Source organism: Desulfomonilaceae bacterium (assembly GCA_041662605.1).
GTDB lineage: Bacteria > Desulfobacterota > Desulfomonilia > Desulfomonilales > Desulfomonilaceae > CAJBEZ01.
Genome location: JBAZSD010000018.1, coordinates 57,684 through 80,625, shown reverse-complemented (window position 1 = coordinate 80,625; position 22,942 = coordinate 57,684). Strand labels below are relative to the sequence as shown.

Sequence of the window (22,942 nt, the reverse complement as noted above, 5' to 3'; positions counted from 1 at the left end):
CTTTGAAATCCGCGTCGTAGGTAACCAAATTGAGCCTCCGTCTAGCGCACAAATCCTCCAAAACCTGATCGTTAAAGTCCCTTTTACCGGTCTGATATTCGGTCAAAAGTGAATGCATATTCAAAGTATCAAAACCACTGTCAGTGCGAGTGCAGAGATTTAGAATTCGCCGGGCGGCGACTATATCCTGGTCACAAGGAAGACAGCGCTAACCATTGTTGGCGCCCGAGGGTTCCGCAGTGGCATTCTTGTGGAGTTCCGGGTTTTTGAAATACGCCTTCGCTGTTTCAACGACCCTCTTCAGCAGAACAAGGTCATCCTGTTCCATATCTTTAACGGTAAGTTTGGCTCGGATTTCCTCTTCGGAAAATTCTCCGTAGAGTTGGCCTATGGCCACGTTCAGGAATGTCGGCGACATGATCGTGATGTTCATAAAAGAAAGAGCCACGTTTCGCCCTTGCCTTATGGCCTTCCCAATTCGTTCATAAACTTTTTGTCCGTCGTCTGAGGCTATGCACAAAGATCTGCCGACAATTTCAAAGACGGAAAGGGTTATTATCTCATTCATGTGGAATCTTCAGCGTCAAACCAACTGACTTGACTCATGTCGATCTGGATTTCGTCAAAAAGACAATCCCTGGTTTGGGCATAAAGCTCTGACAATGCCTGGAAGCCCTTAAAATCATGACGAAGTTCAGGTAAAACGACTTTCAAACCTTGACCTCCGCTACTGTCGCCCCGCTGTCTTTTTTGGGATAGGGGTAACGCAAATTACTCACACGCGGGATGCCCTCGCCACCGTAAGCGCTTTCAATGCTGTGCCGTTATGCCTTCTGTTTTCCTTCGCTATTTCACTGCTCCTTCTCTTTTGATCATTTTAGAACAGCTTTTGCACTTATGCCACTGTCTTTTTTTTCAAGGCCATTAATGAAAAAAGTTGTTAGTCTCTTGAGAGGGTTCTAATATGAACCTTAAACTTTGAAGAGACCAAGGGATGAGTTCTCAACTGACAACGGCGGAAGGCAAACAGCGAAGGAAGTTCACAGCCCGGCAGAATGGCTATGAGAATCCGTGTGTGTGGGTAACCCCGTGAGAATTAGATTCCTTCGGCTCTCATCGATTTGCTGAATGGATCTACCGGAATTCCAGTATGAATGAACCAACAATTACCTTCCCAAACTGCAATACAGAGATCAACCTATCCAGGTCGTTTGCCGTTTTTCCCAACAAAGCAACAAGCAGTACGATCAGAAGAGCCATACCATCGGCGGTGTCATGAACGCTCTACCGCAAACAGATTTTGTGGCACAGTTCAAGTGGGCAGTGATTCGTCTAGCAACCTACGTCGAGAGTCCGACCGCTCAGCCGGAGCTATTATTTGGTTCTGTTTCTTTGCTCGTGAATGATCGGCCACCTCCAAGAAGCTCCGAGGTGGACACATTCAACATTGCCAATGTACGACGCGGTCGAGTACTCTCATGGCGTACTGTTTTAACCGCGGCCGAGGCGATTAAATGGTATCTGTCAGGCACGTCGAATCGTATGAGGATACCCATTTCCTATGACCCGCAGGAGATTCATACAGCCCACGACGAGGAAGAATTCACGGTATCCAACTTTTTTGACGACCCCACATGGCCTATTCTTGGGTTTCCGTCTGGATCGGATTCTCTTTTTAGTTCCGGTGGACCAGGAGACCCGGTACCATTTGTTGGATCGGGATCTGAGCCAGCGCGAATCCATCGCCGTTTCGGAAATAGCACTGGCTTTGAAGCAGTCATTAGAAACGTCGACGCCATAAGATTTTTGAAACGTCGCCTTCACGTCGATTTCGGAGATTATTCTGAATATCTCGGAAGCCTTGTACTCATTGTACCCAATCCGATCGTGCGTAGCATCAGGTACCATATAGTCCCAATCAACGAGGAGGGATCCGAGAATCTTGTTTTTCGACTTATCCCACGAGCTGGACAGACTGTCGAGGGGTTAAGTCTAACAGTTTTGGAATGGCGCGCAAATCTAATGTCTCGCTTTGAAACAGTCACCGTGCCGAAGGATGGTCTCTTAGTGCTGCCCCGGCAATTACCGGTTCATAAAAGCGGTTATGTGCTAACGGATTTAGAGCATGGAGTGCTTGCTTATCAACCACCAGTGACTTTTATCAGATATCTGAATGCCTCAATGGGGATCTTGGGGCGGCGCGTGAGAATCGAGTCGCCAAAAACGGATTCTCCTCATTCTGAAATCGCTCCCTATGAGGTATCAGAAATATCGGCGGAATATCCGATAACCCGTGAATCTGCTCCCCTTAGGTCTGGTCTCTCACACGTCTTTGAGGCTGAGCAGCGACGCCAAAGGCGGGCTCAAGCACGACGGTACGACCAAACCTGGATTGACAACGGCCAGCGTGACGAAGCTCTACAGTTCATTCGCAGTCGCATTGGCCGAGCTTGCTCCCATGTATTGGTTGCCGATCCCTATTTCGGCGCCCAACAGATCTTACAGTTTCTACACGCCGTTCCTAACATCGACGTAGAACTCACAATCTTAACCTCTAAGCTAGCATTTGGAGGAGGCAACTACACCGAAGAGGATTGCCCAACACAGATTGATGAGGGGTTATTCCCGGGTTTGTCAGAGAAGTCTCGTGCAGAACAGAGCCGTCTTGGGAGATTTTCACACCATATGGCAACATTTAAGAAACGTGGAATCGAGAATGCTTCTGCGCTTGTTTTAGTCGGAAAAAAATTGCCACTCCATGATCGTTTCTTAGTGATCGACGACACCGTTTGGTTCCTGGGGAACTCGCTCAATGCGCTGGGTCAGCGCGCCTCATTAATCCTGCAGGTGCCAGACGGTGAACCAATACTAGATCGTCTAAAAGAGATGCTAAAGAGGGCTATCTCCTTTGACAAATATTTTGAACAACGCCGCAATGCGTCATCGCGACAACAACGGGGGCATGAGTCGGATGACAACTTTTCCGCAAAGGTTCGATGTTAGGGTCAAAAGGCCAGTACCTGATAAAGCTATCTTCTGGCCCACGGCGATTGGTTATGGTGATCAGCCACAACTAAATGCAGATTCGACGAGATTTCCAGAACTAAGAGCCATTAAGGCTCGAAATAACGCCAAATCCGTTGAGCCGCTTGTTGAATTCGTTAAAGCAGCTCAAGAAGCACTAGATCGAATCCTTATTTTGGATGAATATTTATTCAAACCTCCAGAAGGTACTTTTCAGATCCGTGTTAAACAGGTGCTCAGTTGGTTTCCAAATTCCTTGGTGGCCAAAGATGTTCGTGTACTGACCGCATCTATCGGCGATTCTGATACGGAAACCGATATCATTAAGCGGTTCGAAGAGCGTGCGACACAGATCAACAGAGCAGGTCCGTATAACTCCGGGCATGTAATCGAGGTCCAGTTCACACTCAAGAAAAATTTCCCGTACGTCCATGACCGGTTCGCGATTATCGACGACGAACTGTGGCACTTTGGAGCAACAGTTGGTGGACTTCATGAGCATGTAAATGCAGCGACGCGCGGATGGGTTGTCGATGATCACAATGGCCTTTCATTCTTCGAGACGGCTTGGACGGGTGACAGAGATATGGGACGGTCTCTCTCCAAACCTACGCGCCAAAGATGAGGACTCCGATGCTGGATTGGCCCATAAAACGACAGTCTCATCAAACACCATTGATTCAAGTTCCTCCAGAATTATTGTTGCGAGATATCGACGCTGCAGCGATTACGCACGGGAAGAAACTTCAAAACCTCGTGAAAGCTGTAATAAAAGCCTGTCGCCTGGAGTCCGATCCAAAAGATACCATGTCGAAATTAAGTTTATTGTTCGATTCATCAGGCTTCATGGAGGAAAATGGATCGTTTTTTAATTCAACCGATCTAACGCTGGCAATCGCATTCACCAAAGTGCTTCGGACGATACCGACGGCCAGGACATGGAACTATCTCTGGTCGCTGGCGTGGCATGCCTCCGCGCTGGAATATGCCCTGTCTAGAGTCGTGACCGCAACAGCAAAAGAAGATCAATCATTCAAATCGCTGTTCCTAGAAATCGCGGCGGCGGTAATAAAACAGGCAGCGGCGCAGCCCGGACGCAGCTTAACTCAGAGCAAGCGCGAGGAGTATTCTCAACTCCGCAAAGATTGGAAACAGAAGCCTAATCTTACAACGATATGGTGGGGCTTGAGAGAAGGTGACTTCCTCCTCTTTGGTGATGATTACGGAGTATTCGGAATTGCAGCCGATCTTGACTTGAAAGCCTTCCTGTGTCTGCTTTCCGAATTCGACAATCCCTATCCAATTCTCGCGGCGCTACAAGCCGCTCAAGCCGGATGGTCCTTTAGCCGGTGGCAAACGCTCTTTCGGCTCGCACCCGCCGCGTTCGACGGTAATCGCAATTGGAATGGATCGCCGATCGGGCCGCTGTTGCTCGTCATTGCGCGAGACCAAGTCCTCCAGTCGCAATTTGGCATAGGAGCGCATAGTTCCGATGAAGCCATAAAGGGCTCCACAACCGAGATAGAGATTCTTGCAAAAGAGATCGCAAAGACAGTTGCAGAACGGCCGGACGCCGGTCCTTGTGCCCAACGTTGGGCTACTTGGCTCATGCGTCAAACGATAAGCGCCGTCGCGAATGATCCTCTGCCTTACCCGGAGGATGCTCGTTCGCACGGATATGTGGATGCCGTCTTTATCGATGCGCTCGGAGCGGAACTTCCTAGTTCTGCGTGGAATCCGTCGCCAGGCCAAGACGCTGAAACTTGGGAACCGTGGTGTTATCGTTGTGCGCTTGTGAGCATAGCAGCGAATGGTGCCATTGCTATGCCAAGCGCTACCGATTTCTTGAAAGAGTGGGAGCTTAGTCCTGAGGATTGGCCTTCAACACGTGGAGAGAGTCTAAGAGAGCGGGCATCACTTTTCGAGACGTTCGGAAGGCGCCCGGACGCCTACGGCATAAGGTTGCTCGCTATTCCTTTAGTTGATGATCCTGAGCCTCAATGGGTTTGGAGAAACATGTGGGATACTACCCAGGCAATCCGTGAAATCCTCGAATTCGGCGATCCTGACGCGACACAAGATAAGCGGTTTCGCGCGGAAACGGCCGCTTCGCAATTGATGGAGCTTCTGTTTGGCCTCGGTCTCATGATGCTTGAATGCGTCGTCGACCCAAACTGCAGAGTCAAATGCGACCGGCAAAAAATGCTTGAAGAATTGCTTGGCCTTCTTTTTTACGCAGTGCAAGAGATGGCGACGATCGACATATCTAACCGCCGTTATTGGAGCGAAGCGCTCCGGCATCTCGCGATTCGACGTGCAGTCTGGGTTGGAGATGCTCAACCGTTCGCCGCGGTGTTTGGAGAGCAGTCGAAGCCATCACTTGGTGATTTTTTTATGGAACTTTCAGTGGAGACCGAAGGATTGTTTGCATTGTTGGAAGTGGCGTTGAGAAATCGTGTTGACCGACAGACCCTCCAGCAAACTCTCATCGAATCTGGCATCGATTTAGCAGCTCAGATCGCCTTTGCGGATCGATTGAGGGACACTGATTCGAAACGTGCTGGCATTAGTTCCGACCAGCTATCTGCTGTCCGGTCTCTTCTTGATAGGAAATCGGAAACGATCTAAGTTACGTCAATCACTATCCCAATTTCGGGAACGGAGGGGTTGTGGGAGAGTTGTTAAAACCCTAGTGAGACAACACACTGCGTGACGGGAAACAGTGGCACCCCGATGCAACAAGCAAAACGCCGATGATGATTTCTCAGACTTGAATCGTGAGAGCAGCCTCTTCTTGGTAGCCTGAGAAACAAAAGGCTGGGGCAGCAATGAAGTATTCGTTTCTCTTCCACCGCGCTTTTTCGGTTTGGGAGGGAAATCAACTCAAATTCGAAAGTTCATACCCTCATTAGCCATCTGGTGAAGTGCCCTGAAGCTATCTTTTTATTGATGTCGTTCAAGCGGCAGTCTTTTGCTGATACAGGTATCTCTGGAAGCCAGTGAACACCTGCCTGATCACCTCAGGGCGACCGAGGTCAGCTACGGCGTCGGTGATCGAGTCATGGTATTTCAATCGCAGCAATGGTGTGAGTTTCTCGCCATCCAGTTCCTCCACGCCAACACTCACGTAGTGGACAAGCACAAAGTCCAGAAAAGCCTGTTGTTTGCTATTAAACTGGCCGCTGATACCAATTTTGGCCGTTGCGGCACGTTCTCCCCGCGTGAGAGGCGGGAGGGCGTAGGCCACATATGCGAGCACGTCGAAAAGGTCACTCTTTTCAGCGTCGATGATGCGCTGCATCTCGGCCAGTTGGTCCTTACCGAAACCTTTCTCCGCCAGGCCGTCTAGAAGTTTCTTGCGAGTATCCGGTTCGCTCCACAAAGCACGTAGTTCGTCTTCGTCCTTGAAAAAATCTGGGAGCTTCCCAAAGAGTAGTTCCATGAACTGATGAGAAGACATGGGCTTACCGTCCGGATGCCAGAAGCTTGTGCATATCATGTGCTGTATGGTGCGATCCTTGCCGTCGGCCAGTTTAACTTTGGCCTTCTGCCGACGGACCGATTCTTCATCCGGTTTCCCGATGTCATCGCCATTGCCTGTTTCTTCAGGCTTAGGCTGTCTTGGTCCCGTGGGTTCCTGTTCGATTGGTTCTCCATCCCATTCCGGATCGTTAAAATGGTGGTGTGCCTCCACGAAGTCATAGATTGTAAAGTAATCCTTTCCGTCGTAAAGTCGCGTGCCTCGGCCGATGATCTGCTTGAACTCAATTATGGAGTTGATTGGCCGCATCAACACGATATTTCTGATGTTACGGGCGTCGACACCGGTGGAAAGTTTTTGGGAGGTGGTGAGGATCGTAGGTATGGTCTTTTCGTTGTCCTGGAAGTCACGCAGATGCTGCTCGCCAAGCGATCCGTCGTTAGCCGTGACACGTTGGCAATAGTTGGGGTCACTACACGTTTTTATCTGATTTATCAAGTCCCGCACCGCCAGCGCATGATCTTGAGTTGCGCAAAAAACAAGCGTTTTTTCTCGCTGGTCAACCTCCTGCATGAAGAGCCCCACCCTGTATGCCTCACGTTCCCTAATCTCAATGATCTTATTGAAATCAGCTTCGGTGTAGAGTTTACCCGTTTCAATCTCGCCCTCGATTAGTTGGTCGTCGGACGTGTAGATATACTGGTCCAGCGTTGTGGAGATCTGCTTCACCCGGAACGGTGTAAGGAAGCCGTCGTTGATCCCGTCTTTGAGCGAATAGACGTAGACTGGCTCCCCAAAGTAGGCATAGGTGTCGACATTGTCCTTACGTTTGGGTGTGGCTGTCAGACCGAGTTGTACTGCCGGTGCGAAATATTCGAGGATACCTCGCCAATTGCTCTCATCGTTAGCCCCACCGCGATGGCATTCATCTATCACAATGAAATCAAAGAAATCCGAGGGATACTCACCGAAATAGGGCGAAGGCCGGCCGTCTTTGGGCGGTCCACTCATAAATGTTTGAAAGATCGTGAAAAATAGACTGCCGTTCTTCGGTACCCTGCCCCTCTTCCGGATATCCTGCGGACCAATCCTCACCAGCGCATCCTCTGGGAAAGCGGAGAAGGCGTTATATGCCTGGTCGGCCAGGATGTTTCGGTCAGCGAGGAATAGGATACGAGGCCGGCGGTTTGGTTCACGACTAAGGTTCCAGCGGCTGTGGAAAAGTTTCCAGGCGATTTGGAAGGCGATGAAGGTCTTGCCCGTACCAGTGGCGAGCGTCAGTAGGATTCGCTGCTGTCCTTCGGCAATAGCCTCCAACACTCTCTCTATGGCGATGTCTTGGTAGTAGCGTCCCAGGAAGTACCCGCCTCTGTCCTCGAATGGAACAGCGGCGAAGCGGTCACGCCACGCGTTTGCTTCGGCGAAGGTCATGCTCCAAAGTTCAATTGGAGAGGGATACTCTGCCACATCCCCTTCCTGCCCAGTGAGCATATCAACGCCATAAATCTTTTGCCCGTTTGTCGAATAGGCAAAGCGAACAGCCAGTTTCTGGGCATAAGCCTTGGCCTGTGCCACCCCTTCGGTGTAGGGTTTCTCCCAAGCCTTTGCCTCAATGACCGCCAGCTTGTGGTTGCGGTACATCAGCACATAATCGGCGACCTCCGGCTCGCCACGCTTTCCGGAACCCATAATTCGACCTGGTGTAATCATCTCGCGACGAATGCGGCTCCCCTCCACAGCACCCCAGCCAGCCGCTTTCAGGGCGGGATCAATATGTTCGGCTCGGGTTTCGGCTTCATTCATAGCACGTTCCTAAAGCTGGCCTTTGAAAGCTTGGTGCAATAGAGCCTTCTTGAGTTCTTCCAGAGCTACGAGCTTCTGCTGGTAGATGGCTTCAAGACGTTGGGTTTCAGTGGAAAGCGATTTGATGCTCTCAACAATTCGTTGCTGTTCACGCAAGGGCGGTAAAGGTATCTCAAGTTCACGCAAATGCTCGATCGACATCGATGGAATCAGTGAGCGTTCCGATCTTTTCAACAACTCCCCTTTCACGTAGCACGAGGGAATAATATGAAATAGGTAGTCATCATTGAGCAGGTCTCTCCTCGCATTGCTTATCTTGCACAAAGCTACGTTGAAGGCACCAGAAACACCGCGAAAAACTCTTCCGACGTGCCGGTACGCAACCATCATAATGTCATCAGGCTTCATCTTATGCAGTTGGGGCGTGTCAGGTACATAAACAGCGTAGTCATCAGTTCCACCATCACGAATCTGATAGAACCGAACGTATCCCGGTTTAGGTTGAGGTGAAAATTTGCTCTTCGGCGGATTATGCCCTCGGGCCAGATGCGTCAATGCACCGATTCGCTCTTTCTTCCACCCCTTGCCACGATAGGTGAAGACCGATTGCAGGTGGCTTTCAAAAAGGGCACGGGAATTTTGTAGATTCTTTTCGCCGTTCGCTTTGGCGGTAGCGATGCCCTCAAACGCTTCGTCAAGGATACCGACGATTCGGTGCTGTTCCGGGAGGGGGGGAATAACAATCGGGTAGCTTTCAATAAACTCCTTCGGAACTCGCTGATGTCCAACTGCCCCACCCATTCGATCTGAGCCCTCTTTCCTAAAGTCGGAGCGTGACAGGTAGTAATAAAGAAACTCGCTGTTCAAGTTTGCACAGGGCCGAAAGACAATGAACTCGCTCGATCCGAAACCAATTCCGTTGCTCAGTGCATTCGCGATTCCTAGTTTCCCGTTTTCGAAACAGGGGGTAATCTTGGCCAGAAGCACGTCACCATCAGCAAAGTAGGTGTAGCTGCCAGCCACAGACGCAAGTGTCCTTATTTGCCTCGGATTCACGAATTTCCGTTCAATTCCCAAATCTTCCATTGGTACAAAGGACACCAGGCCATCCGGAACCACTCTTTCACGTGCCTCCGATTTTGGGGGCTTGACTTGGCACAGCTCAGCCAAGGTTCTCTTCTGCCAGCCCAATTTCATAACAGCCCTCTGATATTCCGCAGCACTTTCGCGCTCTCGGCATCCAGCGCAACAATCTCATCCATGATTTCCTGAGGGCTGCGGTGGGCCACTTCGTCGCCGCCGTTCGGATTTCTAACTGAAAGATCAAATGTCGCCGAGTCGATGCTCGTTGCTTCCACGCTCCAACTCTTCGGAGAATCTGCGAAGGTCTTTTGCAGTCTGATGAACTCCTTGAGGTCGTCATCGTTGAGCGGGTTGGTCTTGCCCAAGTTACGGCCGGGGTCGAGCTTGTAAAACCAGACCTTGCGTGTCGGCGATCCCTTCTCGAAAAATAGCACCACTGTTTTGACGCCCGCCCCCTGGAAGGCACCGCCGGGGCAGTCGAGTACGGTATAGAGGTTGCAGCTTTCCAACAGGAGCTTCCGCAGGCTCACCGAGGCATTATCGGTGTTGGAGAGGAAGGTGTTCTTGATTACCACACCCCCCCGGCCACCAGCCCTGAGCATCTTGATGAAGTGCTGAAGGAACAGGAAGGCTGTCTCGCCAGTGCGGATGGGGAAATTCTGCTGGACTTCCTTGCGTTCCTTACCCCCGAAGGGCGGATTGGCGAGGATCACATCAAAGCGATCCTTTTGCTGAATGTCAGCAAGGTTCTCTGTGAGCGTGTTCGTGTGCAGGATATTCGGCGCCTCTATGCCGTGCAGGATCATGTTCATGATAGCTATCACGTAGGCGAGGGACTTCTTCTCTTTACCAAAAAAGGTACTCTCTTGAAGTGTCTTGACGTCCTGGGTGGTGAGGTTCTGGTTCGACTTCAGGTAATCGAAGGCCTCGCATAAGAAGCCTGCAGAGCCACAGGCGCCGTCGTAGATGCGCTCGCCGATGCGGGGCTTGACAACCTGCACGATGGCACGTATGAGCGGGCGGGGGGTGTAATATTCCCCTCCGTTGCGCCCGGCGTTGCCCATGCGCTTGATTTTCTCTTCGTAAAGGGCCGACAACTCGTGCTTCTCGTTCTGTGATCGGAACTCCAGTTCGTCGATATGGTCGATGATTTCACGCAGGTTGTAACCGCTGGAGATCTTGTTGTTGATCTCGCCAAAGATCTCACCTATTTTGTATTCAATCGTGTTAGGCCCGGTTGCTTTAAGCTTGAAACCGTGGAGGAAGGGAAAGAGCTTCTGGTTGACGAAGTCGCGTAAGTCGTCGCCGGTCACGGCCTTGTTGTGGTCGATCCGTCCGTCTTTGCTCTTAGGAGCGGCCCACTCTTCCCATCTGTAGGGTTTATCCAGGATGAAGTTGTATTGCTTGCCTTCGAGTTGGGCCTCGGTCGCTTTGTCCTGTTCCAGCCCGTCGAGGTATTTCAGGAACAAGAGCCAGGAGGTCTGCTCGGTGTAGTCGAGTTCGGTGGTGCAGCCGGCCTCTTTCCAGAGGACGTCGTCGATGTTTTTGAAAGCTTGTTGGAACATGGAAACCTTTCGAATATTTGTTTTTTCAATCAGTTGTCAAAAGCAATTTCCCAGGTCTAACTGACCAACAGCTTTCTGTGGAGTCCGACTGAACCTAGGGGAAAAATACTACAACAGAAAAATGTCATCTGTCTAATTGCTTGAGAAATCCATTCAAAGATTTCTTGTACCACTCCGGAACAGATACATTAAACCCCATATATTGCCAGTTCAATATAGTGTTTACGGCATACTCATGAGCCCAGGCCACTTCGTCGCTATCTGGGTTATCCGGTATGCCATTGGTGAAAAAGTTGCCACCAGTAGGCGAGACGGTTCCTGTTAAATCCAGAAATTCCTTGTACTCATGCAGACTTAAACCACTCGACAAAAGAAAAATGAAGTCATGAATTTCCTCAGTCCAACGGGTCAAATCGTTGACAGTTTCTGCGATTTCTTCGAAGTATCTTTCGTTCCCTTCAAAAAAATAACCGGAAGGCGCACTCAAGCTACGGACAAAATGCTTCTTTTTAAACGACTCCAGAAGTGATTTTGATGCACATTCAAAAGCTATTCTGGACAGTTCTAAGCTAGTCTTTCCTCTCCCGTGTTTTGCATACTGACATGATTTGATTAGCATTTCTTTTATATCGGGATCTGCTATTGCCTGGTTTGCACTGAAGGTGACAAAATCGAGTTTAAAGAACTGGAAGAAACCGTCTTCCAATGCTCCCTTAGCATAAACTCGCCATTCCTCCATGATAGATTTTCCCGGGGTCACTGAAGCATGTTGCATCTTATTTCGGATTTCGTTCAACGAAATCAATGTCTGTTTATGTTTACCGAAGTTGGAATCATTCTTGATTTCACAAACTTGATTAATAAGTTCTGGAAAAGAAACCTTGTCTTTTACCGTGGCGTCATTCTTCAACAAAATAGCTTTGAGCAAGATTTCAATACTAATGTGGAAGTGATGGACAGCAATCATCTTATCCATATCACTAGAGGCTGAGTAATGGGTAAGTCCATGTGAGTAGAATTGCTTTGACAGCAGCAATCTTCTCAAAACAATTGGGGGTAAATCATCAGGGGGCACGGATGTTTTCCCTTCGAAAGCCATTTTCAGTCCTAAGAAATGAGGAAATGTGAAAGAGGTCTAGGACATGGTCATTAATATTTTCGTTTTCCGTATCCGCCGATATTTCACAATTGCTGCGATCGATTTTTATTGCATTTTTACTCGATGATAAAATATCACCCTTTTTAACTGGTCAACAGCAATTTTTTTGTCCCGATTAGGCTGCCATCACGGTCCCTGATGTCAGTAGTTTGTGCAAACGCCGAAACCGGAACCCGGACAACAGCCTTTGTCCATGTGTTGCGGCTTCCCCGCTTCGCTGATTCTCTCCTCATCCTGCCCGGGGACTTGAACCATTCCCGTTCCTTGCTCTGAAAACGATGAACTGAATTATCTGTCCTCGAATTCCAGCCCAGCCCCCATGAATTTCTCCGATTCAAGGCGAAGATCATCGCCCGGGGAAACCGATTTTCGCCTTTAAACGAGGGTCACGCCAACATCATCCAGAATGGCGCTGGCCCTGGGCCCGCATTGACCTGTTCTGGTCCTGTATTGCGTAATTTCATCAAAGAATTCCTTCATTTGAGCCATCAGTCAGGGCTACTTTCCGTCATGATGGTCCGATTATCCCCCGGACGTGTGTCAAATAAGGACACACGTTATTGAATTATTTTCGTGACGAGAAGAAAAATGGACCGGTTATGTTACTATTCCAGATTAGTGAACGGTGTATCCTCTGCAAATGATTTTGTAGACTGTAGAAGCTCTTTTCACCGTACACAATATGATCGGTGGGTCATAGAATAAATCAATTCATTTTGAATCTGGGTAATTCTCTTTCAGCCACCCATCTACCGCATAAATTTAGGGTATGCTCCCATTCTGCGATATTTAAATATTCCTGGTTTCCATGTTCGTTGTGATAGCCAACGCTGAGATTAACACCGGCAATTTCACGACATAGAATTCTTATATCGGTCGAAGATCCGAGATCTGGTTCCGTGTAGCCTGTTTTCTTGGCGACATAGGCTCTAAATTCTTCCGTACCCTTGTTGTAACACTTGAAATCCCGGCCATTGCGCCTGTCAAATTCAATAGCGAACTGGTGGTCCCGGTTGATCTCGTCATATATTTGCTTGCTATGATCCATCAACCAGGAAGAGCCTGTCTGGCTATGTTCTTCGCCGTTTGTGACAAGCAGGGAATGTCCCAGATCTCTGAGCAGCCAGAGAAGGGCGCATCCTGCCCTGTCATCAGCGCCAAGCCCGAATTCTTCATTGACGGCCCTGATTTCGCCATCTTCGATCTTTATTTTGTGTGTTGGACCGGGATCATATCCGTACTCATGATCCCAATAGGTGTCGGCATGGGCCACGAGTAATACCTTGTTGCTCCCGGAGCCTCTTACATACAGAAATCTTTCCAGACCTTCGCCACGATAAATTGCTCCAGGTATTTCCAGAAAGCGATCGAACACACCGTCAGCGCTTCCGAGTGGGATTCCGAGAAATCTTCTCAGCACTTCTATGTGATTAGCGCCATCATATTCTCTCATCGATCAACATCCTCGGTCCCGATTATGTTTCCGCTTCGAGTCTTTTCAGAGCGCTATCGTCAATAAGTAGCTTCATTTGTTGAATGGCTATTTGGTTCAATTTAGTCACACGTTCCGCCTGCTGCATGCCCTCATTTATGAAATGAGCGTTCAGATTTTCGAGATTTGATAGACAGACAAGCTGAGCCACATTTGCCTCATCACGGATGTTGCCTATAGAATTGCGCCTTTTTGCCCGCCATTCCTTCGCAGTCATGCCAAAAAGAGCCACATTCAACACATCCGCCTCAGACGCATAAGTGAGGTTGATCTGTTCTTTGCCTAGTTCCGGTGGAATCAAGTTCGCCTTTATGGCGTCTGTATGTATTCGGTAATTGATTTTTGTGAGGTTCCGCTTAATGTCCCATCCAAGTTGTTTTCGCTCATTCTCTTTGAGTCGCTGGAATTCTTTGATGAGATAGAGTTTGAACTCGACTGAAATCCAGGAAGCGAACTCGAAGGCGATGTCTTTATGCGCATATGTTCCACCGTAACGGCCTCGTTTTGAGATGATACCAATAGCGTTTGTTCTTTCAATCCACTGACTGGGAGTTAATGTAAAACTGTTAAGGCCAGCTTGTTTTCTAAACCCGTCGAATTCGACGGAATTAAAATCCGGGTTGTTAAGATGCTCCCAGATACCCAAGAACTCAATGGTGTTACGGTTTCTGAGCCAGTTTCTAATTAAATCGTCTGTCCTATCTGAATTTTTGTACTTTGCTATATCAGTGATGCAGATATAGTCTTCTTCGTTCCAGGTATGGACAGCGATTTCTTTTTTCATTACTTCGATTTTAGCCATAGTTACTTCTCTCAAGCATTGAAGTCTATCATTTATACCGGATCTGCCAAAAGAATTACGGTTTTTTCGTTGAACAGATTCCGACAACTAAATATAGCAGTATCATCCTTGTTCATCGATCAACGTCCTCGGTCCCGATTATATTTCCACTTCGGTCACGGATGGTTTTTTGTCCTTGCCCGTCATATTCCTCGGTTCGGATAATGTTTCCGGAGCGGTCACGAACAGTAGTGTCATTCCCATGTCGGTCTTTTGTTTCAACGATATTTCCGTAACGGTCGCGGACTGTGACACTACGATCCGAAGACAGCCCGACCACTGGTAGCAGCATGAAGATAATGACGCCAAAAAAAACTTTCATTAGTTGCCTCCTTGGAAACAGATTTCTCCCTGACGGTCGAAATGACACAATCGTCAGTTCCCCTATTCTAATTCGGACGTGTGTCAAATAAGGACAAATGTAATTGATTTTTTTCGTGGCGAGCAAAAAAATGAACCGGCTGCATTATGCTTTCAGATTAGTGAACGGTGTATCGTCAGCAATAACTTTGTAGACTGTAGAAGCCATTTTCACCGTACACAAATTGTGTCGGTGGGTCATAGAATAAATCAATTTTTTTGCTGAAAGTCGATCGCAATATTCGTGCTGGTTGGCTTCGAGGTATTCGCTAAGATAGGACATCGGTAGCGACAAAATTCCTTTTTAAAAAAGTAACAAAGGAATTAACCTCCAGCCTATACGGCCGTTTCCAAAGAACCCGTTTAAGGCGAATCCTGCTACATGCATCTCTCGACTTCGCTTGTAATTCACCGTGATCGCTACCGGAGATGAAAACTGTTGACAGGCGGCGGCGCTTCGTCTTATTGTATTCACATAGCACAACTCATTTTCGATATGCGTAAACAATGGGAATTCGAAATATGGCCGTCGATGATGAGAACTCCCGATATTTCCTCAAGTCTCTCGCAAAAGGACTCGACGTTTTGCAGACTTTGGCCGAATCCCCTAATCCCATGGCCTTGGCAGAACTGTCTCGAAGCGTCCGCAGCAACAACGCGACAGTCACTCGCATTTGCGGCACCCTTGCCAAGCTGGGTTTTGTTCGCAGAGATCAGCAACGCCGTTTTCATCTGACTCCTAAACTTCTTTCGCTCGGTTACGCCTCCATGAGCGGCCTCGGTTGGCGGCAAGTCGCGCAACACTATCTTGAGGAGTTGGCTGAAAAGACTGGAGAAACCGTGAACTTGTCCGTTTTGCAGGACAGGGAACTCATGTATCTTGTGCGCATCAACAACACCGGCCGCATTCTGCCCTTTGACCTGCAACTTGGCTCCAGGCTTCCTGTGCACTGCACGTCCATGGGGAAGTCTCTCCTGTCCTTCGCCACCGAGGAAGAACTTGGACGCATCCTCAAGGATTACGATTTCGCCCCTCTGACGAACCACACCATCACCAGTGAAGAGGATTTTCGGCGCGAACTCCGCGCGGCGCGGGAGAAGGGCTATTCGCTGAACGATGAAGAGCTTTCCTACGGGCTAAGGAGCGTGTCGGCTCCGATTAAGGATTTGTCTGGTGGGGCGATCGCGGCGATCAATATAGCGGTTCCTACTAAACGGGTTAGCCTTGAGGATCTGGAAAACCGGCTGGCGCCATTGGCGGTAGAAACTGCCGAAAAGATTCAGAAGGCTCTGGGTTCGATGGAAAAGGCATGATTTTCTAGGCGAGGAGCCAAATGACCGAAAAGCTGATCATCACTGTGGCGCCTACGGGCTCGATGCCGAGGAAAAGCCACACACCGCATGTCCCGATTACTACTGATGAAATCGTTACCGATGCGCTCCTGTGTGAAGAAGCGGGCGCATCGGTTCTGCACATTCACACAAGAGACGAAGAACAAAACCCTTCGGACGATCCTGACCGCTTTGCGCAAGTGGTGAGCGCCCTCACAGGCCGCACCAGGCTGATTCTTCAAATATCCACCGGCGGAAGAGCGGGGACAAGTCTGGAGAGCAGGCTCGCTCGACTGGCGGCCGGCGGCGAAATGGCCTCTCTCACCACAGGCAGTGTCAACTTTCCCAATTCCGCTTACGTCAACCCTCCTGATCTGGTCGAAGGTCTTGCGGCTGAAATGATGCGCCTATCCTTGAAGCCTGAGATCGAAGTGTTCGACACGGCCATGCTTCATAACGGCATAGCGCTCATGGAGCGAGGGTTGATCCCCCAACCCTTGCATTTCAACTTTGTGATGGGACTGAAGGGGGCCATACCGGCTCGTGTGGAACACCTGGTACACCTGGTTCGGTTTCTTCCACCGGGATCCACCTGGGGCGTCAGCGGCGTAGGAGCCGGCCAGCTTCCCATGGCGACACACGCCATTTTGATGGGTGGGCATGTTCGAGTTGGTCTCGAAGACAACATTTACTACTCCAAAGGCCAGTTGGCTACGAATCGGATGCTGGTGGAACGTATTGTCGAGATCAGCCGGATATTGGGTCGCGACGTGGCCACGCCGGACGAAGCTCGAAGCATACTCGGCCTCAAACCGAGGACCGGAGACAGGGCATGATTAGACCGGGTAACGTGTTTCACAGGAAGATTGACGGGGAATTACCCACGGCCGTCAAAGGCGATGGCGCTGTCATCCTGGACGAGAACGGTCGCAGCTTCCTGGACGCGAGCGGTGGGGCGGTGGTCGTAAATGTGGGGCACGGAAGACGCGAAATCGCTGACGCCGTATTTGAGCAACTCTGCGAGGGATACTATTTTCATCCCACCATGTTCACAACTCGGGCCGTAGAAGCGTTGGCTGAGCGACTCGCTGCGCACGCTCCCCACGGGATCTCTCGCTTCTATTTCATGACCACCGGTTCAGAAGCGGTTGAAACAGCGATCAAGTTTGCTCGCCAGGTTCATGTGAATACGGGGCGTCCGGGTCGCCACAAACTCATCTCCCGTTGGCGCTCTTACCACGGACTCACTCTGGGCGCTCTGGCGGCTACCGGACGGACCAGCTTTCGCTCCCCTTTTTCCCCAATGATTGAAGACGCAATTCACATACCCCCTCCGTATTGTCTCAGATGCCCATTTGGGCTGACCAGGTCGACATGTGCGCTACAATGTGCGGTCGCCCTGGAAGAGGCCATCTTGAACCAGGGGCCCAACACGGTCTCCGCCTTCATCGGAGAACCCGTAAGCGGCGCTTCCCTGGCTGTTTATCCCCCTCCACAAGGGTATTGGCCTCTCGTCCGGAAGATATGCGATAGGTACGGCGTGCTGCTCATCCTTGACGAAGTCATGACCGGGATGGGCAGGACAGGGAAGTGGTTTGCCTCGGAACACTACGATGTGATCCCCGATATCGTGACGTTGGGCAAAGGAATCAGTGGAGGCGCTCTGCCTCTATCCGCTACCGGCGTCCGGGAGGATCTCTACGCCCAGGTGATTGAAGGGGGAGGTTTCGCGCACGGCGGCACATTTTCTCATCATCCGGTCTGCGCAGCGGCGGGATTGGCTGTAATGGGAATAATCGAGCGGGACGAGTTGATTGAAAAGGCGGCGTCATCCGGACAAACGCTTGGCAGTAAGCTTTCGTCCTTGCTGAACGATTCACCCTTCGTGGCCGACGTCCGAGGTATCGGCATGATGTGGGGAATCGAGTTCGTAACTAACAAAGAGACCCTGGAGCCCTTCCCCAGATCTCGCAAAGTCACGGAGAGGCTTTGGGATCGGTTGTTTTCCGATGGAATCGTCGTTTACAAATCCGTGGCTTTGGCTGGCGCCGATGGGGATGGTTTGGTCATCGCACCGCCATTTACGATAAATGAGAAAGAGATGGACACGATCGTTTCGGCTCTCGATCGTGCCGTCACCGGTGTTTTAGGGCGATAACGAGAATGAGCGCTATTGGGGGGAGCGACCGCTCCCTGGAACCTTGGACGAAGTCACGAAAGGAGGAGAGGCATGAGCAACTATTTGAAGCTAATGGCGATATTGGTGGCGTTGGCGACGGCTGCCTTGGGGCTTGCCGGAAGCGCCATGGCTGAGGAAACCATCAAGATTGGAGTGGTCGGTCCGCGAACAGGCACAGCGGCAGCGACGGGCGCAGCTTTCGACGAAGGAATCGCTCTCGCCCTGGATAAGATCAACGGATCTGGCGGGGTCCTGGGAAAGAAAGTTGAAGTGGTCTTCGAAGATACAGCCGGCGACCCGGCCAAAGCAGCCAGTGGAATCGAGAAACTCATTACGAAAGACAATGTTGTGATGGTTCTCGGCGAATCCCACAGCTCTGCGGCCCTGGCGGAGATTGAAGTGGCCAACCGCAACAAGACGCCATTCATCATCGCCGAAGCTTGGCACGACGACATCACCAAGAAAAACTACCCGTACGTTTTTCGCGCCGGCCCCTGTAACAGCGGCGTAGTCAACGACGCCATCATGGGGTTTGTCAAGCATTACGGATTCAAGCGAGTCGCCATTTTCGCCGAGAATACCGACTGGGGCAAAGGCATCAAAGACCTGGCCGAAACCGGACTTAAGGCCGCCGGCGTCGAGTTCACCACTATAGATACTGATACCAAGAGTCAGGACCATTACACCGAACTCAACAAGGTCAAGAAGTTCAAGCCCGATCTCATTCTTGCGTTTGTATACGGGTTTGGCGTGCACTATCTCATCGCTCAGGCTGGCGAAGTCGGCATTGTTCCTTCGCAGGCGTTGCTCCTGGAAGGCGCTGGACCACCGTCGCTGTGGCCCGAGTTCTGGAAAACCGTAGGGCAGTATGGCAACCTTGAGCTGTTCGTTTCCCGAATGCACGAAAAAGTCATGCTGACTCCGGTAGCCAAAGAGTTCGACGCAGCGTACCAGAAGAAGTTCGGCAAACCTCCTACGGACTACAAGTCCCGTTCCATCTACGATGTAATCTTGATCGCAGCGGACGGCATCAAGCGCGCGGGGTCCACCGACAGCGAAAAACTCACGAAGGCTCTGGAAAACTCGGACATCGTAGTTTGCTCCGGTCAGGTGAAGTTCGGCAAGGAAAAAGGCAGCTACGCATATCATCAGTGGCAGCCGCCGATGCTTATCGTTCAATGGCAAGACAAGAAGCAGGTTGTGGTCTATCCCATGGATGCGAAGACGGGTGACCTGAAGAAGTAGCGACCCCTTTTCCCGGATCTACCGCTTCTGAACCGAGCGGTTGATCCGGCCCATTACCAGCTCGAAAGGACGGCGGATCCTTGGAAGACCTGCTGCTGTATCTTACCAACGGGGTGTTCATGGGGAGCACCTATGCGCTAGTAGCACTGGGCGTAACGTTGATCGTCGGAATTATGGGCGTTATCAACTTCGCTCACGGCGAACTCTATGTGTTGGCCGGATACTTCAGCGCCCTTTGTTCGCAGGCGTTGGGATTCGATCCTCTGAGTTCGATGGTTGTGGCTGTGGTCCTTGTATTTTTTTTCGGGCTGGTGATAGAGCGTATCCTCATACGGCCTACCTACGGCCAGGAAATGTACTCTCTGATCATCACGTTTATTCTGTACATAATTCTTCAGAACGCATATTTGGTGGTTTTCGGTCCTTATCCCAATAAGCCACCCAATTGGGTGAACGGGGCCAGCGACATTTTGGGCTTGTTCTCCTACAGCAATCAACGGCTGGCGTCTTTCGCCGCCGCCGCTGCGGTGATAGCGGTTTTTATGGTGGTAATGCGCAAGACATGGTTTGGGCGAGTGATTCGAAGTGTGGCCATGGACCGCGAAATGGCTTCCCTGTTAGGAGTCAACCCCGAGCGAGTGAATATGCTCTCGTTCGGTTTGGGATGCGTGCTGGCAGCGTGCGCGGGTGTCATACTCACCCCCGTATTTCCCGTCACCCCCACTGTGGGAGTAGGCATCTCTCTGACCGCATTCGTGGTGATGATACTCGGCGGACTGGGTTCGCTGACCGGTTGCATTGTCGGAGGCTTGCTCCTGGGCATAGTAGAGAACCTCGGAGTCGCTTACATATCCAGCGGCTATAAGAGCCTTTTCGGTTTTCTAATTCTGATTCTGGTCCTCTTCTTCCGACCCACGGGTCTGTTCGGTCAGAAGCGACTTTAGTAGGGAAACCATTATGCAGGCTGCGGCAAAAGATTTCAGTAAACCCCTCGGAGGCGAATCAGCCGGGTGGCTGGTCATTCTTGCCGGGTTCTCGTGCCTGCCTTTCGTGCTGGGACCATACTGGCTGAACAGCGCTATTGTGGGGCTCTTCTACGTCATGATGGCGAGTTCCTGGAACCTGCTTGCCGGTTTTACCGGGCAAGTCTCTTTTGCGCATGCGGCGTTCGCCGGAATCGGTTGTTACACTAGCGGGATACTTTCGGCCAAGCTGGGGCTGCATCCGCTGTTCGGGCTTTTGTTGGGCGTAGCGGCCGCCGCTCTCCTGTCACTGTGTCTGGGCGCATTGTGCATCAGGATGGGGGGAATCTATCTCTCGCTTACCACGCTGGCTTTTTCCGAGATCGTTCGCATAATAATCCAGAACGAATACGATGTCACTCGCGGCACGATGGGATTGGTGGTGCCGTTTATCGTCGGGCCCTATTCCAAGACAACGGCCTTCTATATCATGCTCGTTGCGGCGGTGGGAGTTGTCTGGCTGGTGAGCTGGATAATCAATTCAGACATGGGGCTTCGGTTTCGGGCGGTGCTCAACGACGAAACAGCGGCTCAATCTCTGGGAGTCAATGTAACGAGGGTTCGGCTCAACGCCTTCGTCATCAGTGGCGCTATGGCGGGACTGGCCGGGTCGCTGTACGGGCATTACCTCATGCTTATTACTCCCCATATACCCTCTCTGGACATGATGTTCCACGTGCTCGCGATGGCGGTAATCGGAGGGTTGGGCACGATGGCGGGTCCTGTCGTGGGCGCCTTTCTCCTGGAGGTCCTCAGCGAGTTTGTGCGGGAATTCAGCGACAAGTATCACGTGCTGGTATTTGCCTGCGTAGCCCTGGTTTTCGCACGCTTCGCGCCTCAAGGACTTGTGGGTTTGTCCGTGAATTGGTGGAAGAAAGTCACCGGAGGGAAACGATCCACATGAGCCTTCTTGAGGTGAAAACTATTTCCAAGCGCTTTGGAGGAGTCAAAGTCATCAACAGCGTGAGTTTTTCGGTGAACCCCGGAGAGATCCTGGGTATGATCGGGCCCAACGGAGCCGGTAAGACCACCATGTTCAATCTTATAACCGGTGCCGTTACTCCGGATGGAGGCGCGATCTGGTTTCAGGGTCGGGACATTACAGGCCTCAAGCCTCATCAGATATGCAGGTCGGGGATATCGAGAACCTATCAGATCGTCAGACCCTTCGCTAAAATGACCTGCATGGAAAATGTGTGCGTCGCGCTGATGGAGAACCGCCCAGACCTTAAAGGAGCGGCCCGCAAACAGGAAGCGGAGGAACTGCTCGCAATGACCGGCCTGGCCGGCAAGGAAGAGTCGGATGCGGCAAGCCTCAACCTCATCGACAAAAAACGCCTTGAGTCGGCGCGAGCCCTTGGAGCGAACCCGAAACTGATACTCCTGGACGAAGTCCTCGGGGGACTCAACAGCATGGAAATGGACACAGCCCTTAAACTCATCAAATCCATTCGCGACCGGTACGATATCACCGTGATATGGATAGAGCACATCATGGGAGCCATCATGAGTGTGTGCGACCGAGTGCTGGTAATGGATCAGGGGAGTCTCATTTCTCAGGGTTCACCGGAAGAAGTGTGCCGGGACCCGCTCGTCATAAAGGCCTACCTGGGAGAGCAGCCAGATGCTTAAACTCACGGATCTGGAGGCCAACATCGGCGAAAACCGGGTGTTGCGAGGCGTTTCCCTGGAGGTTCCCAAGGGTTCCTCCGTGACCGTATTGGGGGCCAACGGCGCGGGCAAGTCGAGTTTGATCGGCGTAATCAGCGGATTGAGGGCAGCGACTAGGGGTACGGTAACGCTGGAAGATCGGGAGATACAGAATATGCCGCCGTACGCGATAGCGCGCCTGGGCGTGGCCACAGTTCCCGAAGGAAGACGGACCTTTGTGGATATGACCGTGGCCGACAATCTCATGATGGGCGCATTTCTGCCCCGAGGCCGAAAGAGTCTCACACAAACGATGGACGAAGTTCTCACCCTTTTCCCTGTCCTCAAGAACAGGATGACTCAGCGAGCGGGCACGTTGTCCGGTGGCGAACAGCAGATGCTGGCCATCGGTCGCGCGTTGATGAGCCGCCCTTCCATTCTGATTTTAGACGAACTGTCTCTGGGGCTTGCGCCGGTCATCGTGCAGGAAATCTATCGCGTCCTTGCCGAGTTGCGGAATCGGATCACGATGCTCCTGGTGGAGCAGTCCGTGGAAATGGCTCTCAAGAACTCCACATACGCCTACATCCTGGAAGCCGGAAGGATTGTTCGGGAAGGCCCTTCAGCCGAACTCCTCAGAGATCCATCGATCAAGGACGCCTACCTGGGTATGAAGAAGAGTGTGACCGCGGAAAGGAGCGAATAG

At 51.0% G+C, this 22,942-nt stretch carries 20 protein-coding genes; 11 read left to right on the top strand and 9 right to left on the bottom strand.

Translation table 11 applies throughout. From position 1 onward, the window contains the following. Positions 1–208: 208 nt before the first annotated feature. Positions 209–568, bottom strand: a complete 360-nt coding sequence (locus tag WC647_14020) for an STAS-like domain-containing protein (GenBank protein ID MFA6223422.1) — start codon at positions 566–568, stop codon at positions 209–211. Further along, the gene (locus WC647_14015) at positions 565–714 is read right to left on the bottom strand and encodes a hypothetical protein (protein ID MFA6223421.1); all 150 of its coding nucleotides are present in this window, start codon (positions 712–714) and stop codon (positions 565–567) included. The genes WC647_14020 and WC647_14015 overlap by 4 nt, the downstream gene beginning before the upstream one ends. A 561-nt stretch (positions 715–1,275) precedes the next feature. Between WC647_14015 and WC647_14010 the strand changes: the two genes are divergently transcribed. The 3 genes from WC647_14010 to WC647_14000 are packed head-to-tail and all read left to right on the top strand — an operon-like array spanning position 1,276 to position 5,652. Continuing rightward, the gene (locus WC647_14010) at positions 1,276–3,003 is read left to right on the top strand and encodes a VPA1262 family N-terminal domain-containing protein (GenBank protein MFA6223420.1); all 1,728 of its coding nucleotides are present in this window, start codon (positions 1,276–1,278) and stop codon (positions 3,001–3,003) included. Then, the gene (locus tag WC647_14005; protein MFA6223419.1) at positions 2,972–3,649 is read left to right on the top strand and encodes a hypothetical protein; all 678 of its coding nucleotides are present in this window, start codon (positions 2,972–2,974) and stop codon (positions 3,647–3,649) included. The genes WC647_14010 and WC647_14005 overlap by 32 nt, the downstream gene beginning before the upstream one ends. An 8-nt stretch (positions 3,650–3,657) precedes the next feature. After that, positions 3,658–5,652 carry a hypothetical protein gene (locus tag WC647_14000; GenBank protein ID MFA6223418.1) on the top strand — a complete coding sequence of 665 codons (1,995 nt, stop codon included), beginning with the start codon at positions 3,658–3,660 and terminating at the stop codon, positions 5,650–5,652. Between the two features lie 328 nt (positions 5,653–5,980). Here WC647_14000 and WC647_13995 read toward each other — a convergent pair whose 3' ends face one another. The 7 genes from WC647_13995 to WC647_13965 form a co-directional block, all read right to left on the bottom strand. Further along, entirely contained in the window at positions 5,981–8,308 is a 2,328-nt protein-coding gene (locus WC647_13995; protein MFA6223417.1) for a DEAD/DEAH box helicase family protein, read from the bottom strand. Positions 8,309–8,317: 9 nt separating this feature from the next. Continuing rightward, the gene (locus tag WC647_13990; protein ID MFA6223416.1) at positions 8,318–9,505 is read right to left on the bottom strand and encodes a restriction endonuclease subunit S; all 1,188 of its coding nucleotides are present in this window, start codon (positions 9,503–9,505) and stop codon (positions 8,318–8,320) included. Beyond that, complete coding sequence (locus WC647_13985; GenBank protein ID MFA6223415.1) at positions 9,502–10,956, bottom strand: N-6 DNA methylase; 1,455 nt, start codon at positions 10,954–10,956, stop codon at positions 9,502–9,504. Before WC647_13985 ends, WC647_13990 begins: the two co-directional genes overlap by 4 nt. Positions 10,957–11,080: 124 nt before the next feature. Beyond that, the gene (locus WC647_13980; protein ID MFA6223414.1) at positions 11,081–12,055 is read right to left on the bottom strand and encodes a hypothetical protein; all 975 of its coding nucleotides are present in this window, start codon (positions 12,053–12,055) and stop codon (positions 11,081–11,083) included. A gap of 766 nt (positions 12,056–12,821) precedes the next feature. Further along, complete coding sequence (locus tag WC647_13975; protein ID MFA6223413.1) at positions 12,822–13,568, bottom strand: hypothetical protein; 747 nt, start codon at positions 13,566–13,568, stop codon at positions 12,822–12,824. A 22-nt stretch (positions 13,569–13,590) separates the two neighbouring features. Continuing rightward, the gene (locus tag WC647_13970) at positions 13,591–14,409 is read right to left on the bottom strand and encodes a KilA-N domain-containing protein (GenBank protein ID MFA6223412.1); all 819 of its coding nucleotides are present in this window, start codon (positions 14,407–14,409) and stop codon (positions 13,591–13,593) included. 112 nt (positions 14,410–14,521) lie between these two features. Next, entirely contained in the window at positions 14,522–14,770 is a 249-nt protein-coding gene (locus tag WC647_13965; protein MFA6223411.1) for a hypothetical protein, read from the bottom strand. Positions 14,771–15,315: 545 nt separating this feature from the next. On the opposite strand from WC647_13965, the gene WC647_13960 reads away from it, so the two are divergent. From WC647_13960 to WC647_13925, 8 genes are all read left to right on the top strand, one after another. Then, positions 15,316–16,122, top strand: coding sequence for an IclR family transcriptional regulator (locus tag WC647_13960; protein ID MFA6223410.1), 807 nt, complete (start codon positions 15,316–15,318; stop codon positions 16,120–16,122). A 20-nt stretch (positions 16,123–16,142) separates the two neighbouring features. Then, a complete protein-coding gene (locus WC647_13955) occupies positions 16,143–16,976 on the top strand; it encodes a 3-keto-5-aminohexanoate cleavage protein (protein MFA6223409.1) in 834 nt (277 codons plus the stop codon). Further along, positions 16,973–18,298 carry an aspartate aminotransferase family protein gene (locus tag WC647_13950; GenBank protein MFA6223408.1) on the top strand — a complete coding sequence of 442 codons (1,326 nt, stop codon included), beginning with the start codon at positions 16,973–16,975 and terminating at the stop codon, positions 18,296–18,298. Before WC647_13955 ends, WC647_13950 begins: the two co-directional genes overlap by 4 nt. 15 nt (positions 18,299–18,313) lie before the next feature. Further along, on the top strand, positions 18,314–19,564 hold the full coding sequence (locus tag WC647_13945) for an ABC transporter substrate-binding protein (protein ID MFA6223407.1): 1,251 nt from the start codon (positions 18,314–18,316) through the stop codon (positions 19,562–19,564). An 80-nt stretch (positions 19,565–19,644) separates the two neighbouring features. Next, entirely contained in the window at positions 19,645–20,508 is an 864-nt protein-coding gene (locus WC647_13940; GenBank protein ID MFA6223406.1) for a branched-chain amino acid ABC transporter permease, read from the top strand. A 13-nt stretch (positions 20,509–20,521) separates the two neighbouring features. Continuing rightward, on the top strand, positions 20,522–21,490 hold the full coding sequence (locus WC647_13935; GenBank protein MFA6223405.1) for a branched-chain amino acid ABC transporter permease: 969 nt from the start codon (positions 20,522–20,524) through the stop codon (positions 21,488–21,490). Further along, positions 21,487–22,218, top strand: a complete 732-nt coding sequence (locus WC647_13930) for an ABC transporter ATP-binding protein (GenBank protein ID MFA6223404.1) — start codon at positions 21,487–21,489, stop codon at positions 22,216–22,218. Before WC647_13935 ends, WC647_13930 begins: the two co-directional genes overlap by 4 nt. Beyond that, positions 22,211–22,942, top strand: coding sequence for an ABC transporter ATP-binding protein (locus tag WC647_13925; GenBank protein MFA6223403.1), 732 nt, complete (start codon positions 22,211–22,213; stop codon positions 22,940–22,942). Before WC647_13930 ends, WC647_13925 begins: the two co-directional genes overlap by 8 nt.